Source organism: Chryseobacterium panacisoli (genome assembly GCF_008274625.1).
GTDB classification, from domain to species: Bacteria; Bacteroidota; Bacteroidia; order Flavobacteriales; family Weeksellaceae; genus Chryseobacterium; species Chryseobacterium panacisoli.
In genome coordinates this window covers 1,298,017-1,313,169 of sequence record NZ_VTRU01000001.1, presented here as the reverse complement: position 1 = coordinate 1,313,169, position 15,153 = coordinate 1,298,017, and the positions used below count along the sequence as shown (strand labels likewise).

Here is a 15,153-nt window from a genome sequence, read left to right as displayed (position 1 = left end):
AGTCTTAAAAATATTTTGTATAACTTTAAATAATCATAACCAGGATATGGAAGTACTATCCAATTTTCAATATAAAAAGCTTTTTCTTCCGAATATTACGGACAAGATATTAGCCAATAATGCTGATATACAGCTCTATCGGATAGAAAATTATCTTAAAGGCATTCTGATGCCGGTGATTCCGTATCGTACAACGTTTAATTTTATTATTTTCGTTACTAACGGCTGTATCAAGCAATATCTCGAAAATAAAGAATATCATGCTGAGAAAGGAGGAGTGATTTTTATCAAACAAGGAACCATTACGGCAACCGTTGAATTATCCGATGATATTGAAGGTTTCTTCCTGGCTTATGAAAATAATATCCTGTCCGAACAGGAACTCCCAAAGCATAAAAGCAGTATCTTTTTCATGACTCCTTTTCTGAATCTGGACAGCCTGACCTACGGAACCATTATCCAGCTTCTTCCCATCATGGAACAGGAATTGTGGTTAAATAACTTCAATGTCAATGATATAGTAGTGACGATGCTTCATCTTATCTTAATCAAAATGCTGAGCACAGATTCTGATACCCATCACAAATCAGCGACACGTCCCATGGAATTGTCCCTACAGTTTCGGGATCTTTTATTTAAATATCATGTGGTAGAAAAAAGAGTGGCATTCTATGCTGATAAACTGTCTGTAACAGAAAGCTATCTGAATAAATGTATAAAAGGAGTTACCCAGAAATCCCCAAAACAGTGGATCAATGAGATTGATATCAATTACAGCAAGGCATTGCTTCACTCCAGTAAAGATATAGCAGAGATTGCTTACGAACTGAATTTTCATACTGCTTCCCATTTTACGCAGCTTTTTAAAAAAATTGCAGGAATTACTCCCAAGGAATACAGAATACAGTTTTTGAATAACAATAGGATTTCGGTTTGATTAAAGAATATAATTGAATGTCAATGGTCAATTTTTGCTGCGCAAGTGAATAGTCAATTGGTTAATCAAATTCAGAATAGAAAAATTCACTGCGAAGCAGATTCACCATTCACTATTGACCAAAAATTCCCTACATTCTCTCATTTTCCAGAATTTTCAGAACCAGCCTTTCCTCTTTTGTCAAATCAGCTTTTCCGTCGTTTTCTTCTATAATTTCCAGTTCGTCAAGGTATTTTTTGATCGTATTATTTTCGTAAAGGTTGATGACTAGAGGATGAACATAATATTTTTTGCAGACAGTCGATGTATTTCCTAAGTTTTCTGCAACCATATCCAGGGCTTCTTTTACTTTCTTTTTATATTGAGTATCATTTTCAGCATACCCGATTTCCTTAAATGCAATCAAAGCACTTACTGTTCCGGACCAGGTCCTGAAATCCTTAGCGGTAAAGTCTTCGCCGCTTATCTCCTTTATATATTCATTCACCATACCTGAGTCCACAGAATGGCGGTTTCCTTCATCATCAAAATACTGGAAAAGTTCTTTCCCCGGAATATCCTTACATTTCTGAATAAGTCTTGCCAGCCTTTTACTTCTAAGGTCAACGTTATGCATAATGCCTTTTTTCCCTTTAAAAGAGAAAGTAATCTTCTGCCCGTTTACCTTGACATGCTTATCCTTTAAAGTAGTCAGTCCAAAAGAGCCGTATAGTTTTTCATACATAGTATTACCAATACGGATATTGGTCCTTTGCATTAGACTTACAATTAAAGCCAGAATTTTCCGCTTCTCGAAATTTCTCAAAGCAAGATCCTGCTCTACCTGCAGCCGTATGGCCGGTAATGCATATCCGAACTGAAGCATCCTGTAAAATTTCGTATGATTTCTTAAAGCGCTCCAAAGAGGATGGTAGCGGTATTGTTTTCTTTTTTTGACGTCAAAGCCGGTTGCCTGAAGATGCCCGTTGTCAAGAGCACAGATCCATACATTTTCCCAGGCAGGCGGAAGTACCAGGCTGTTGATTCTTGCAATTTCTTCTTTATCCTTTATCTTTTCGCCGTCTTTATAATAGGAATATTTCTTTCCTGTTTTTCTACGGGTAATTCCGGCGGTTTCTGCATCGGTGGTATATACAAGATGTACCGCCTTTGCAGAAGCTTCCGGGTCCTTCATTATTTTAACAATTTTTGAAGGCTTAAGGTGAGAAATCATCTCCAGATCTGCATTCTTCTCCATAAGCATGGTTAAGAGTTTTTACCCCTCGAAAAAATCAGTAAAAGAATCCCTACTATTACACAGACTAAGAGAATTCCCCACCACATTCCTGCCTTAAAAATTGTTTCTACTGCTTCACAACTTGTTAGTGTCAACAAACTTAATATCATAATACTGTAAAAGCTCCACTTTTTCATAACTATATATTTTGTTGAGGTGTTAGATTCTGAGTCGGTCAGCCCTCCATTTTTTTATAGACCGTTTAATTTCATCTCCTGAGATGTTTTCGTGTAGAGCTCTGTATAAAAGCTCTTTGAACTCATCGTCATAGGTAAATCTCAATGCAGCAATCTGATCAAATCTTAGTTTTTCAACAATTTCATCTGATCTTTTATTGAAGATTTCAAAATACCGCTGTTGAAATTCCAGAATTACCATTCGGTTTTGAAGCCCCAATGCATAATGCTGCCGCGTCATAAACGCCAGATAAAAAAGCAGAAAAATCACGATAGAAAATAAAATCCAGGTCAGCTGATTTCCCGGGTCATCCCAGATTTTATAAATTCCAAAAATCTCTAATAAGATGAGTAAAGGAAGATAGATAAAATGATGAGGTGGATAAAATTTCCTGTGGTTATTGTAGTTCTGCTGTTTCATGGAGTTGAATACAGCAATAATCTTTCCAAAAATTTATTATTTTGATAATGTGGTAGTTTTTTTTAGAGAAAAATGATTTATTTTATCAAATATGTTTAAGATTTTCATGTTTTTAAATTATAAATATATTCCCAATCCATATACATTTATTAAGTTTCAGAAAACTTAAATATACTTTTTAACCACAGATCTCCTCAAAAAGATTTCCTGCTAAAATAACAGATTATTAAGTAAAATAGCCGTTGGATTTCAGCGCCCGACTTCAAATTTTTCGTAACTTTCGGTGTTTAAAAAAGAAAAGAATGACTTCAAAGGAAAAAGTTGCTGCACTTCGTGAAGAAATGCAGAAAAATAATGTTGATGCATTTATAGTATATTCTGCAGACCCGCATATGAGCGAATACCTTCCCGAAGAATGGCAGGAGAGAGCTTGGTTGTCTGGTTTCTTAGGTTCTGCTGGTTTTGTGGTAGTTACCAAAGATAAAGCCGGACTTTGGACAGACGGAAGATACTTTACACAAGCTGCTATCGAATTGGAGGGTTCAGGAATCGATCTTTTCAAAGACGGTATGGAAGGAACTCCTAACTATATCGACTGGATCATTTCAGAAATTCCTTCAGGCGGTAAAGTGGCGGTAAATGCTTTAGCAGCTTCTAATGCCAACTGGGAACTGCTTTCTCAGAAATTTAATTCAAAAAATATTACGCTGGTAGATTTTCCGCTTTTAAAAGAAGTTTGGAAAGAAAGAGGAACGCCGTCTGCCAATCCTATTTTTGTACACCCGGTAGAAAGAGCAGGTAAATCCGTTTCCGATAAAATTGCTGCCATTCGCCAGAAAATGGAAGATCAGGAAGCTACCGTACATATCATATCAAGTCTGGATGATGTAGCATGGACAGCCAACCTGAGAGGAAGTGATGTAGAAAGTAATCCTGTATTTTTAGGATATATCGTGATTACCAAAAACGATGCTGTTCTGTTCACAGGATTAGAAAAAATGGAAGTAGGAGCAAGAAAACAAATGGATGATTCCTTTGTGAAAATGATGCCTTACGAAGAATTTTACAATTACCTGAAGACCTTCAAAAATGAAAAAGTACTGGTTTCTCCAAACAGCAACCAGCAGATTTTTGAAACTTTAAAAACAGACAACCAATTTATCAAAGCTCCGGTTCCGGGTAACCTGATGAAAGCCCAGAAAAATGAAGCTGAGCTGGAAGGTTTCAGAAAAGTAATGGTAAGAGATGGTGTGGCTATGGTAAAATTCCTTTATTGGTTAACTCACAATGCAGGAAAAGAAGCGATGAATGAATATTCCATCGGACAGAAACTAAGAGGATTCCGTGCAGAAGGTGAAAATTTTGTGGGAGAAAGCTTCGGTTCTATCGTGGGATATAAAGATAACGGTGCTATCATGCATTATTCTGCCAAAAAAGAAGGAAGCAAGGAAGTAACCAATGAGGAAACAATCCTGGTAGATTCAGGAGGTCAGTACCTTGAAGGAACTACAGATATTACAAGAACATTTGCCTTAGGAACCCCTTCGGAAGAGTTTAAAAGAAATTCAACATTGGTATTACAGGGATTGATCCGTTTATCAATGGTAAAATTCCCGAAAGGGACAAAAGGAGTACACCTTGATGCTATTGCAAGACTTCCTTTATGGATGGAAGGTAAAGACTTCAACCACGGAACAGGACATGGCGTAGGTAGCTTCATGAATGTACATGAAGGACCGCAAAACATCAGAAAAGACTTGAATCCTCAGGAACTTCTTCCGGGAATGGTATGTTCAAACGAACCTGGATATTACCTTGAAGGACATTATGGTATCCGTCATGAAAACCTGATCGCTGTAAAAGAAGCAGAAAAAACAATTCACGGAACTTTCTATGAATTTGAAACATTGACATTCTGCCCGTTCTTCAAAGATACTGTAGTGAAAGAAATCCTTTCAGAAAGTGAAATTGCATGGTTGAACGGTTACCACAAAACATGTGAAGAAAAACTGGCTCCTTATCTGGAAGGAGAAGTTAAAGAATGGTTCCTGCAATTGGTAAGCCCTCTTTAATAAAGATGAAATCAAGATGAAAAGTAGATGGTAATCATTGCTTTAAATCCTGAATTTTAAACAATAAACAGAAAAGTTGTTAGATAAACCAAAGTCCTGTAAGGTATTTCCTGCAGGGCTTTTCTTTTTATACAACCGTATTTTTACGGATATAATTCTAGGGATTCTACTGATTGATAAAAACCGGGGCTAATTTATCTTTGTACCAACAAAACATCATTCATATCTTCATAAATAACTCAAGTAAATTCAAAACGGTAAATCATCTCGTCCTGAGATGATTTTTTTTGCAGTTAATTGAAATTTGTATGGCTATACATTTCGCTTAAAAAGAGGCTGTCTCAAGTCTCAAAAGTGTCATTCTGAAGGACATGAAATGTAGTGAAGAATCTCACGATTCTGATTATTAATGAGATTCTTCCTTCGTCAGAATGACAAAAGCCAAATTATTTGACTTTTGAGACAGTCAACTTTGTTCACTTAAAATAAAATCTTAGAAAAAATGAAAACTTTGCGTTTGTAAAGTGTGTTGCATTTATCTTTTATCTATTTTCGTGATTCATTAGAATACCCTTATTTTTAAGAATAATGATACATGATTACTTTAGAAGCTTTAATCTGTTTTCAGAAGATGAAATTGAAGAATTCCTGAAATTTTCCGAATTAAGACTCATTAATAAAAATGATTATTTCATACAGGAAGGTGAACTTTGCAAAGAAGTAGGATTGGTGAAATCTGGTATTTTCCGTTCCTTTTATACTTCTGATGAAGGAAAAGATATGACCTATTGCTTCCGGTTTCCCAATCATATGATCGCTGCCTATTCATCATTTGTTTCAGGATGTCCCAGTAAAGAAAGTATGCAGGCCATTACCAATGCAGAACTGATCATTCTTAAAAAAGAAGCGGTAGATGAGTTGGTAAAGAACAGCATTAACTGGACGAAATTTTTAAAGATTATTGCAGAGCAGGAATATCTTGAACTGGAAACACGTTTTTTTCAGCTTCAAAGAGATAGTGCAGCCCAGCGGTATGAAACATTAATAAAGAATCATCCTGATTATATTCAAAACATTCCATTGCAGTATCTGGCTTCTTATCTTGGAATTACACAACGTCACTTGAGCCGCATCAGAAAAGACGTTTCTTTTTAGACATTTGTCCTGCTCATTGAAGTCAGAGCGCTCTACTTTTGTCAAAAAAAGTTATGGAGCAAAATATTTTAATCATTGGAGGAAATGGATTGGTGGGAAAAACTATTTCCCGCATTCTGAAATCAAGAAATCCTCATCTTACTGTTTTTATCGGAGGACGAAAAGGAGGTCCAACGGATAAAAACCTGAGAATCGACGTTACAGATCCTGCTTCTTTTAAGGTTATTTTAGAAAAAAAAATAAATCTCATTATTCTTTCTGTGAATGATAGAGAAGATCATATACTTCGTTTTGCGATTGCTCATCATATAGATTATCTGGATATTACCAAACCTACTCCGGCTTTGGTAAAAGCGTATGCTGTTGCCGGAGAAGCAGATGTGAACAGCAGAATTGTTTTCAGTTCAGGATGGATGGGCGGAATTGTACCCGGATTGGTCAATACTCTTTCCCATTCAGATGATATTAAGGAAGTAAAAGTTTTTGTATATTATTCTGTAAAAGACCTGGCAGGGGAGAGTTCAGCTCATTTTATGGCAGAAAATGTAGCCGTTCCTTTTGTGCATTATAAGAATGACAAACCTGTTTCTATCAGACACTTTCTGGATACGGAATCTTTTAAATTCTCTTTTGGGATAGGAGAGAGAAAAGCTTATAATTTTGATGTACCGGACCTCTATATTCTCAATAAAGTGGAACGAATTCCCGGAGTAAGTGTAAAAATGACCTATAATTCTAAATTCATTACCTGGCTGCTGGGATCCTTTCAATACCTTAGGATCTTTAATATTTTATCATTAAAAGAAAGAAAAATGATTTTTGGATCCAGTGGAAGCGGAGATCAGTCTGTGTTTGAAATTGTAGTAAAAGATAAAGAAGGTGAGAAGAAGCTGAGCTTACGAAGCATGAAAGGGCAGGCAGAACTTACTGCTTTATCTGCTGTTCTGCATACCGAAGAACTGCTGAGAAATTCCCATGAAAATAAGGTGTATTTCAGTCATCAGCTGCATGAGCCTTTATCACTAATGGCACAGCTTCATACTTATGAAACCATCAATATCAATGTTACCCAATGAAAAAAATAGCCATTATTAACGGACATCCCCATAAAGATTCTTTCAACTTCGGGATTGCAGAAGCTTATAAAACAGGAGCTTTAGAAACAGGAGCTGAAATAAAGGAAATTGTCATCAGGGATTTACATTTCAATCCTAATCTGCAGTTTGGATATCAGAAAAGAATGGAACTTGAACCGGATCTGATGAATGCAGGGGAAATTATTCAGTGGGCAGATCATTTGGTTTGGATACATCCTGTCTGGTGGGGAGGATTTCCGGCTTTAATGAAAGGATTTATAGACCGCCTTTTTTTGCCGGGAATGGCCTATAAATTCAGAGAGAACTCGGTCTGGTGGGATAAATTGTTAAAAGGTAAAACGGCGCATATAATTACAACATTGGATCAGCCGGGTTGGTATTACCGATTGTTTTTTGGAAGACCAAGCGTGAATCAGCTTAAAAAATCCATACTGGAATATTGCGGTGTAAAACCTGTTAAACTAACTTATATCGGTATCATCCGGAATTCTAAGGATGAGCAGCGGATTCAATGGCTGAAAAAAGTGAAGGAATTGGGAAAGAGACAAAAGTAATTCAACCATCTCATAATAACTTTATCTGGCAATAATTGATTCCTATTGCCAGCTAAAGTTTCAGTTTCCCTGTTTTTACAGCCCTTTTTTTCCTTCAATCCAATATGCCTGTGATTTTATGCATTTCGGAGATACTCCTCTGGCTTTAAGGAATTTTCTGATCAGCGACATTCGTCCCCCGTTTCCAGTGAGATAAAAAACAACGTTATCATCACTTATGGCTTCTTTTTCCTCTCTCAGAAAATCATTCAAGGCTTCAATCATTCTCATGGTATTGTTTTTAGGACTGTGATAACCATATAAATTCAGCTTTTCAAGAGCAGAATATTCTTCCAGTTCATGAAGACAGACGAATAAAGACCCGTTTTCCTCCACGGCCTCTTTTATTGAAAGAGAGCTTCCCAGTGAAGTTTCGTCTCCCACAGAAAAATGAATTTTGGCGTTGGGAGCAAAGAATTGTTTTCCTCTGGGCATTAAAAGTTTTATAGAATCTCCGGCAGAAAGCTGGGTTACAAAATGGCTTCCGGCTGCTGATGCGTTATGCAGATGAAATAAAACATCAAAAGTCCCTGCCTCCTGGTTGAAGTTGAAGGGGGAATAATTTCTGAAATCACGGCCATTGATTCTTATGGCTATTGCATATGCAGGTTCGTAAGAAACATCCTGTAAGTCTGTCTGAAAACGTATAAGACGAAGATCATTTGTGATTTTTTCTATATGGATAACCGTACAGTCTTTAAATTTTGAGGACCAGACATTTTCTACAGTGTCGTTGATCCATTTTGGTAAGCTCGGCATAAATCATTTTTTATTGCAAAGGACGTTGCAAAATCAGAAAATACCGATAGCTGTTTCGTGGGAATAATTGGACTATTCGTGGTTAATGTTTGTTTTGATGCAGATTCCGGAATTCTGATGGAGATTGATCTTCAAGTTTAGAAAATAAACGGCTGAAATAGGTATGGTCACTATATCCCAATTCATAAGCGATCTCTTTTACACTTAGGTTTGTAAAGACCAGCAATCTTTTGGCTTCAATTAAAATTTCCTGATGAATCCAGTGTTGTGCGGGTTTCCCGGTTGCCTCCCGGACAGCCTCTGTTAAATATCCTCTTGTGATATTTAAAATTTCTGCATATTCAGATGGACTTTTCGAGGTTTTAAAATCTTTCCGAACCAGACTTCTGAATGTTCTCGACAGTTGTAAAGCCCGGTTTTCACCGGAAGCAGGAGGTAGATTCTTCCGGGAGTAGATCAAGGCAAACATTCCCAGAAACGCATTAAGCAATGACTGTACAACCAGAAACCCTTCTTTGGAGGAAAGCATTTCGTCTGTATAAGAAGCGTGCAGTATACCGGCTGTTGTGTTTATTTTTTTGATCAGGCTTTTGTCTATTGGCATTGGCTGTATTTCCCCCAGAGATTCATCAAAAAAAGAACGTACCGTATCGGGAACAAGCTCTGCTTTTACAGCGACAAACCATCCGCAAACGTCTTTCATCAAAAGCCCCTGATGTACTTGCCCCGGCAACACACAGAAAATACCGGCTTCTTTTGACTCAACCGTTTTAAAATCTACCATCATTCTTACATGGCCGCTTTCCATACAGGTAAAAATATAATGACTGTCCCGGTGTATTCCTTTGTCTAAAAGAATAATATCCTCAGCATCCTGAGTCCGTTTATCCATTCTTTTGACATGGAATCTGTGGCGGGAAATGCCGTTTAAATCATAAGTAGGAATAGTCTGTTTCATCTGTAAACCTGTAGTGATGAGGATAAATACGCAACCGTAAAATTACGTATTTTCACGGTTTTACAGCCGGAATATTAATCTCAAATTCGCGGTGTATAATGATAATGTTTTCTTTAGATCAGATTTTATATGAATATACAACAGGAATTCGGAACAGCAAGAAACCTGTTCCGGATTTTATTTTGCTTTTGAAAATGCCATTTTTATTGCTAAATAGGTTAACACGCTGGCCATAAACCATTTCTGAACCTTTATCCAGACCGGATTATTGGAAAAGAATAAAGCAACTCTTGCAGCAGTCAATACAATGATAAAGTTAATGCTGAAGCTGATCAGAACCTGAATCACTCCAAGTTCAAGACTCTGCGTGAATACGGAACCATACTCTGGCTTGATAAACTGAGGGAAGAAAGACAGATAAAATACGGCCACTTTTGGATTTAATACATTCGTTAAAAAACCAATGGTAAAAAGTTTTTTGGGACTGTCATGAGCAACATTTTTATCAACATCAAAAATATTCCTGCTCTTTGGTTTTACAGCCTGATAGGCCAGATACAAAAGATAGATGGTTCCCAGAGCCTTCAGGACGGTATAAGCCAATGGAACGGCCAGCAAAACCGCAGTCAGACCAAAAGATACCATGATAATGTGGAACAAAAACCCACACACCACTCCAGCCAAGGAAATAAACCCGGACTTTTTCCCTTGTGTTATAGATTTTGAAATCAGGTAAATCATATTGGGACCGGGACTGATTACCAGGATGAGTGCAGCCAGAATGAAAAATACAAGTTCGTGAAATGGAATCATTGGTTGTCGTTATTTAAATGGGAGTATTTCCGGCACAAAGATACAGACTGTACCCAATTCAGTATGACAAAAAATTGAAGAAATATTAATTTTCAATCAATTAAATTTTATTTTCCACTTGAATGTGATTTAAAATAAATATCAGTCTGTTTTTTTTGTAAATTTCAACACATAAAATAATTATCATTCACAAATAAATAGTATCATGACTACTGAAAACATCTTTGAAGCCATCAGAAAATGGAAAAATCTTATTGATTCTTATAAAAACGGAATTGATACAAATGGGGCAGAAATTTTGAATTTTTTAAATCAGGGAACTCATTTCAGCGTTTCAGGGGAAGAAATAGAACAATGGAAAAGAAACCTTGAAACAGAAGAGCTAAAAAGTATTCATGCCTATGTAGGTATTCATGAGGAGCAGCTGAAATTTTTTCTGATCGATTCTAAAAGTGACAAGGATGCTGATTTTAGTACCATTATTATTAAAGAATTTTCCCGAAATTTTACTGAAGAAAAGATGGAAAGCAGTAATGATAGAGAAGTGACCTCGCCTCCAATTACAGCTGAATCGGCTATTAACCGTAATTTCAGATGGAACATGTTTGGTACATCATGGATACAGACTCAGAAAACCGAAGATATTTTTCAGCTGATTTCAATTCCCTTTTCAGATTATGATAAAATGGGAATTACAGGAGGACAAACCTGTACCAGCTTCTTTGGGCTTACTGATGATCTGGAGAAAAAAGATCCGGCTTTTCCTTATCATATCGAAATTATTACAGTGAAAAGCCTTGCCATTAATCATATGAGTGAGACTGCAGAAAACTATTCTACTCCAAGACCTCCTTTTACCGTTGATACTCTTAATGATTATCAACTTTTGAAGCAAAGCACCAGTGTTTTCGTATAACAGTTTATCCCTGTATTTACAAATTATTATTAACCTGGTCTTATGTACAGGACTGATTGTATTGGTAAGAGGAGGGATAAAAACAAAACTTCCTGTGATTGTGCTTCTTTCAGGAGATTTTATGCTGGAGCTGACGGACTTGACAGACCGGCTGATGAAATTAAATACACTCAATACCTACAATTATATACTGAGCCAGTTTTTTGGTTTGATGATCCTTACTGTCATCTACAGCCGGTATTATATCCATCTTTCCCGTGAGTTAAGGCGGATGATCTATGGCTTTGCAGTATTGGTATTGATGATTAATGTGTTCTATGTGCAGGATAATACACAGGTTACTTTTTATTCCAATGTTATCACCAGTATTATTATTTGTAGTTATGCCGCCTCTTATTTTATGAAGATCATCAGGGAAGGCAGGACTGATAGGGATATGTTTATCGTGAACGTCATTGTTTTCCTGTTTTTTTCTATTGAATGCATCATATCCACTACCTTTAATTTTTTAATCAGCAATCATCTGAGTTGGGTAGCCCCTGTCTGGCTTTTTAGAGGCATCTTGCTATTGTCTTTGTATATTGCTTTTATTAATCTGGGATGTGGCGTTGGGAAAATCAGGATCAGATAGTTCTATGGATATGGATCGGTATTGGACTATTTTTTTTAACAACGTTATTCATTACGTTATTGGTTATTAATTATTTGAAAAGTATAAAGAAAAACAAACAGAAAGTCTCTCAGCTGGTCCGGAATACACAAAAGGAATATTGGGAGAATACCCTGCTTTTGCAGGAACAGGACAGGGAACGGCTGGCAGAAGAACTTCATGATAATATTATCTCACAGTTGAATCTCATCCGCCTGAATCTTACGGATAAAAACCCCGAAGAGCTTAATCGCGATCTGAAAAAATCCATGCAGCTGATAAGGGAATTCTCTCATAATCTTACACCGCCGGACCTTGATGAGGTTGAGCTGGCAGATTTAATTGCAGACTATCTTGAACAGGTTAATAAAAATATTGAGGTCATTTTCCGCTATATTGCCATAAGAACTCCTATCAGCAGCCCGGTAAAACTGAACCTTTTCAGAATTGTCCAGGAATTGATCTCCAATATCCTGAAACATGCTGAAGCCACCAGAGTAGACGTATCCCTGAGAATATCTCTAAACTATCTGATGATGACCATAGAAGATAACGGGCGGGGTTTTATCATGGAAGCCCAGTCGGGAGGTATCGGGTTGAGGAATATTCAGTCAAGAGCACAAAAAATCCAGGCCATTTATAAACTTAAAACACAGCCCGAAAAAGGCACAAAATTCATAGCCTGTATGGCCTTACAATAAAAATAAATATGGAACACACAAAAATTAAAATCGGAATTGTAGATGACGATCTGCTGTTTGTACAGCTTTTGAAAAACTATATCGATCATAATGGAGAGTATCAGGTTACACTGACCTCAACAGGCGGTTATCAGTTTCTCACCCAGGATTCCGGATCTTTAGATATTCTGATTCTGGACCTGAGAATGACGAATGGTGACGGCCTTGAAGTAATGTCCGAACTGGCCAAAAGAGAAACTGAAACAAAAATCATTGTACTTTCCAGTTTTTACCGCCGTTCATTCATGGGACAAATGCTGAAAATGGGAGCCCATGCTTTTTTGCCTAAAGAAATTGAACTAGAAGAATTATTGGCTGTTATCAAAACTGTTTACCACACAGGACATTACTTTTCCAATGATCAGATTGATGTCATGAGAACCCAGCTTTCCAATAAACTTCCGGAGTTTCATGCTTTTTCTAAGAATGAGCTTACCGATAGAGAGGTGGATGTTCTGCGACTGGTTTGCCAACAGCTCAGTACCAAGGAAATTGCAGATTCTCTTTTTATTTCTCCCAAAACTGTGGAAACCCATAAAACCAACCTGATGATCAAAACAGGAGTAAAAAATATGGCCGGGCTTGTTATTTACGCAGTACAGAATCAGGTTATAGATCCGAACGAAATTGTATTATTTGATAAATAATTTTATCCAAAAAAGAATCAGGGAGCACATAAAAGTACTCCCTGATAACAAGAACTCTAAAAATACACTATAATTTAGGATTCAATACTTTAGCAATAGAAACCGCATCTGCTACAGTGTCCAGGCTGTAGATCTGCAGAATACCCTGAGTGGTAGCTGCCTGACCTAAAATGTTCTGTTGGTTTTGTGCATTCACTGCATTTTCAAACATGATTCCTGTAGAATGTGCTGCAGATTGATACACGTTACTTAAAGCCATTGCAGGAGATTCTGCAACTACTTTTACGTTCGATTGTGTTACTGCGTCTGTGATTTGTTCGTTTACTGGCATAATGATTATTGTTTATTTGGGTTAAAAATATCCGGTTTTTCCGGTTGTTTGAATTAATTATTTAAGCTTTCCTCAAAAATGAATTACGGATTAAGGATCTTAGCCATAGAAACAGCATCAGCAATGGTATCCAGACTGTAGATCTGTGCGATACCCTGTGTAGTAGCTGCCTGAGTTACAATGTTCTGTTGGTTTTGTGCGCTTACTGCATTTTCAAACATAATTCCTGTAGAATGGGCTGCTGTCTGATATACGTTGCTTAAAGCTACTGCAGGAGATTCTGCAACTACCTTTACGTTCGACTGTGTTACTGCGTCTGTGATTTGTTCGTTTACTGGCATAATGATTATTGTTTATTTGGGTTAAAAACAACCGGCTTTTCCGGTTGTTTGGGCAATGGTATTTAAGCTTTTCGCAAAAATGGATTACGGATTAAGGATTTTAGCCATAGAAACAGCATCAGCAATGGTATCCAGACTGTAGATCTGAGTGATTCCTTGTGTAGTAGCTGCTTGAGTGACAATGTTTTGCTGGTTTTGTGCATTTATTGCATTTTCAAACATGATTCCTGTAGAATGGGCTGCTGATTGATATACGTTGGCAAGCGCCATTGCAGGAGATTCTGCTACTACTTTTACGTTGGATTGCGTTACTGCGTCTGTGATTTTTTCGTTTACTGGCATAATGATTATTGTTTATTTGGGTTAAAATAACCGGGTTTTCCGGTGGTATAAAATTGTTTATTTGCGGTCTGTAAAAAATGGATTAAGGTTTAAGGATTTTAGCAATGGAGATGGCATCAGCGATGGTATCTTTACTGTAGATTTGAGTGATCCCTTGTGTAGTAGCTGCTTGTGTTACGATGTTGTGCTGATTTTGAGCGGTCATCGCATTTTCAAACATAATTCCTGTAGAATGGGCAGCCGTTTGATACACGTTACTCAAAGCCATTGCAGGAGATTCTGCTACTACTTTTACATTCGACTGTGTTACTGCATCTGTGATTTGTTCGTTAACTGGCATAATGATTATTGTTTATTTAGGTTAAAAAACGACCGGATTTTCCGGCTGAAAATTACTTTTTATCAAAAAGCTAAAAATTAAGGCTTAAGAATCTTAGCAATGGAAACCGCATCTGCTACAGTATCCAGGCTGTAAATCTGCAGAATACCCTGAGTGGTAGCTGCCTGACCTAAAATATTCTGTTGGTTTTGTGCATTCACTGCATTTTCAAACATAATTCCTGTAGAATGCGCTGCAGATTGGTACACGTTGGCTAAAGCCATGGCAGGAGATTCTCCTACTACTTTCACGTTCGATTGCGTTACGGCGTCTGTGATTTGTTCATTAACTGGCATAATTGTTTTTGTTTTTTGTTGAGATCTGATCTCGGTTAATAATTATTGAGGTAAACTAGTTTTGTATTTTATGTTAAACTCACTACAGACCCTGCAGATGATACATTCCAAAAGCATTGGTATTGACAGGTTATGAATAAATTAGACTTGAAGGGTGGCTCTGAATACAATGGTTGAAACCCTATCTGTAAAATCTGTATGAGTTTAAAGCATATTTCCTGATAAAAAGGATGTGGCTTTTATTTTTTAATATCT

Annotated in this window: 19 protein-coding genes; 9 read left to right on the top strand and 10 right to left on the bottom strand. The window is 37.0% G+C overall.

Annotation, left to right across the window (positions count from 1 at the left end):
• The first annotated feature begins 46 nt into the window (after positions 1–46).
• Positions 47–937: a helix-turn-helix domain-containing protein gene (locus tag FW781_RS05820; RefSeq protein ID WP_149386547.1), complete on the top strand. Its 891-nt coding sequence runs from the start codon at positions 47–49 to the stop codon at positions 935–937.
• A 130-nt stretch (positions 938–1,067) separates the two neighbouring features.
• Here the strand turns inward: FW781_RS05820 and FW781_RS05815 are convergent, their stop codons facing one another.
• Positions 1,068–2,174 (bottom strand): DNA topoisomerase IB, encoded by a 1,107-nt coding sequence (locus FW781_RS05815; RefSeq protein ID WP_149386546.1) that lies wholly within the window; start codon positions 2,172–2,174, stop codon positions 1,068–1,070.
• A 198-nt stretch (positions 2,175–2,372) separates the two neighbouring features.
• Positions 2,373–2,810, bottom strand: a complete 438-nt coding sequence (locus FW781_RS05805) for a DUF6526 family protein (RefSeq protein WP_149386544.1) — start codon at positions 2,808–2,810, stop codon at positions 2,373–2,375.
• A 302-nt stretch (positions 2,811–3,112) separates the two neighbouring features.
• On the opposite strand from FW781_RS05805, the gene FW781_RS05800 reads away from it, so the two are divergent.
• The 4 genes from FW781_RS05800 (at position 3,113) to FW781_RS05785 (ending at position 7,688) form a co-directional block, all read left to right on the top strand.
• Positions 3,113–4,882, top strand: a complete 1,770-nt coding sequence (locus FW781_RS05800) for an aminopeptidase P family protein (RefSeq protein WP_149386543.1) — start codon at positions 3,113–3,115, stop codon at positions 4,880–4,882.
• Positions 4,883–5,470: 588 nt separating this feature from the next.
• Positions 5,471–6,037, top strand: a complete 567-nt coding sequence (locus FW781_RS05795) for a Crp/Fnr family transcriptional regulator (RefSeq protein ID WP_149386542.1) — start codon at positions 5,471–5,473, stop codon at positions 6,035–6,037.
• A gap of 53 nt (positions 6,038–6,090) precedes the next feature.
• Positions 6,091–7,113 carry a saccharopine dehydrogenase family protein gene (locus FW781_RS05790; RefSeq protein WP_149386541.1) on the top strand — a complete coding sequence of 341 codons (1,023 nt, stop codon included), beginning with the start codon at positions 6,091–6,093 and terminating at the stop codon, positions 7,111–7,113.
• Positions 7,110–7,688, top strand: coding sequence for an NAD(P)H-dependent oxidoreductase (locus tag FW781_RS05785; RefSeq protein WP_149386540.1), 579 nt, complete (start codon positions 7,110–7,112; stop codon positions 7,686–7,688). Before FW781_RS05790 ends, FW781_RS05785 begins: the two co-directional genes overlap by 4 nt.
• A 75-nt stretch (positions 7,689–7,763) precedes the next feature.
• On the opposite strand, the gene FW781_RS05780 is transcribed toward FW781_RS05785, so the two are convergent.
• From FW781_RS05780 to FW781_RS05770, 3 genes are all read right to left on the bottom strand, one after another.
• Entirely contained in the window at positions 7,764–8,486 is a 723-nt protein-coding gene (locus tag FW781_RS05780) for a siderophore-interacting protein (protein ID WP_149386539.1), read from the bottom strand.
• A gap of 82 nt (positions 8,487–8,568) precedes the next feature.
• Positions 8,569–9,444 (bottom strand): helix-turn-helix domain-containing protein, encoded by an 876-nt coding sequence (locus tag FW781_RS05775; RefSeq protein WP_149386538.1) that lies wholly within the window; start codon positions 9,442–9,444, stop codon positions 8,569–8,571.
• A 177-nt stretch (positions 9,445–9,621) separates the two neighbouring features.
• Positions 9,622–10,257 carry a LysE family translocator gene (locus FW781_RS05770; protein ID WP_149386537.1) on the bottom strand — a complete coding sequence of 212 codons (636 nt, stop codon included), beginning with the start codon at positions 10,255–10,257 and terminating at the stop codon, positions 9,622–9,624.
• Positions 10,258–10,462: 205 nt separating this feature from the next.
• Here FW781_RS05770 and FW781_RS05765 point away from each other — a divergent pair, with 205 nt between their 5' ends.
• The 4 genes from FW781_RS05765 (at position 10,463) to FW781_RS05750 (ending at position 13,209) form a co-directional block, all read left to right on the top strand.
• Entirely contained in the window at positions 10,463–11,173 is a 711-nt protein-coding gene (locus tag FW781_RS05765; protein ID WP_149386536.1) for a hypothetical protein, read from the top strand.
• Positions 11,160–11,804, top strand: coding sequence for a hypothetical protein (locus FW781_RS05760; RefSeq protein WP_077418516.1), 645 nt, complete (start codon positions 11,160–11,162; stop codon positions 11,802–11,804). The genes FW781_RS05765 and FW781_RS05760 overlap by 14 nt, the downstream gene beginning before the upstream one ends.
• Positions 11,805–11,878: 74 nt before the next feature.
• Entirely contained in the window at positions 11,879–12,523 is a 645-nt protein-coding gene (locus FW781_RS05755; RefSeq protein WP_172625674.1) for a sensor histidine kinase, read from the top strand.
• Between the two features lie 8 nt (positions 12,524–12,531).
• Positions 12,532–13,209, top strand: a complete 678-nt coding sequence (locus FW781_RS05750) for a response regulator transcription factor (protein WP_149386534.1) — start codon at positions 12,532–12,534, stop codon at positions 13,207–13,209.
• 67 nt (positions 13,210–13,276) lie between these two features.
• On the opposite strand, the gene FW781_RS05745 is transcribed toward FW781_RS05750, so the two are convergent.
• The 5 genes from FW781_RS05745 to FW781_RS05725 form a co-directional block, all read right to left on the bottom strand.
• Positions 13,277–13,540, bottom strand: a complete 264-nt coding sequence (locus tag FW781_RS05745) for a RebB family R body protein (protein WP_047378387.1) — start codon at positions 13,538–13,540, stop codon at positions 13,277–13,279.
• A gap of 83 nt (positions 13,541–13,623) precedes the next feature.
• A complete protein-coding gene (locus tag FW781_RS05740) occupies positions 13,624–13,881 on the bottom strand; it encodes a RebB family R body protein (protein WP_047421299.1) in 258 nt (85 codons plus the stop codon).
• Between the two features lie 84 nt (positions 13,882–13,965).
• Positions 13,966–14,223 carry a RebB family R body protein gene (locus FW781_RS05735; RefSeq protein WP_077418519.1) on the bottom strand — a complete coding sequence of 86 codons (258 nt, stop codon included), beginning with the start codon at positions 14,221–14,223 and terminating at the stop codon, positions 13,966–13,968.
• Positions 14,224–14,305: 82 nt separating this feature from the next.
• Positions 14,306–14,563, bottom strand: a complete 258-nt coding sequence (locus FW781_RS05730; RefSeq protein WP_047387828.1) for a RebB family R body protein — start codon at positions 14,561–14,563, stop codon at positions 14,306–14,308.
• A gap of 77 nt (positions 14,564–14,640) precedes the next feature.
• Positions 14,641–14,898, bottom strand: coding sequence for a RebB family R body protein (locus tag FW781_RS05725; RefSeq protein ID WP_047378383.1), 258 nt, complete (start codon positions 14,896–14,898; stop codon positions 14,641–14,643).
• Between the last annotated feature and the right edge of the window lie 255 nt (positions 14,899–15,153).